This is a genomic window from Aminobacter sp. P4_D5, assembly GCF_056401815.1.
The window spans coordinates 1-927 of sequence record NZ_JBFUIP010000474.1 but is presented as its reverse complement, the minus strand read 5'-3'; the positions used below and the strand labels follow the sequence as shown (position 1 = coordinate 927).

Sequence of the window (927 nt, the reverse complement as noted above, 5' to 3'; positions counted from 1 at the left end):
GGTGAGCACCGCATCCAGGACCGTCGCGCTGATCAGCCCGCCGAAGATCGTCACCGCCACCGGATGCAGGATCTCCCGCCCCGGCTCGCCGGCGCCGAAGAGCAGCGGCGTCAGCGCGAGGCCGGCGGAGAGCGCCGTCATCAGCACCGGCGCCACGCGCTCCTCGCTGCCGCGCAGGATCAGGCGGCGGCCCCAGCGCTCGCCCCCGAAGAGCGCGAGGTTGAGCGTGTGGCTCACCTTCAGGATGCCATTGCGCGCGCTGATGCCGGCCAGCGTGATGAAGCCCACCATCGAGGCCACCGACAGCGGCAGGCCGAAGAGCCACAGCGCCGCCACGCTGCCCATCAGCGCCAGAGGGATATTGCCCATGACGATCAGCGCCAGCGCGACCGAGCGGTAGCGCGAGAAGAGCACCACGAAGACCATCGCCAGCGAGACCAGCGAGAGCAGGCCGATGGTCCGCGCCGCCTCCTGCTGCGCCTGGGCATGGCCCTCGATGACCACGGAATAGCCCGGCGGCAGGGGCGCCTGGGCGAGCACCGCCTGCAGGTCGCGCACGATGGAGCCGCCGTCACGCACGCCGTCCGTATTGCCGAAGACGACGATGCGGCGCTGGCCGCCCTCGCGCAGCACTTGGTTGGGGCCGTCCACCTCCTCGACCGAGGCGATGAGACGCAGGGGGATATGCCCAACCGGCGTTGCCACCAGCAGGTCGCCGAGACCCTCGGTGGTGCGGTCCCGGTCGGCGAGGCGCACCACCACGTCGAAGCGCCTGACACCGTCTACGATCTGCGAGACGACGCGGCCGTTGGAGAGGCCCTCCAGCGCCGTGTTCAGCGCCGCCGGCGTGATGCCGTAGAGCGAGGCCTGCGCGTAGTCCGGCAACACCCGCAGCTGCGGAATGCGGACCTGCCGCTCGACCTGGAG

1 protein-coding gene is annotated in these 927 nt (G+C 71.2%); it reads right to left on the bottom strand.

Features of this window, described 5'->3' with window-relative positions; genetic code table 11:
• On the bottom strand, window positions 1–927 hold a 927-nt coding region (locus AC1DWF_RS32855), incomplete at both ends, for an efflux RND transporter permease subunit (protein WP_476842700.1).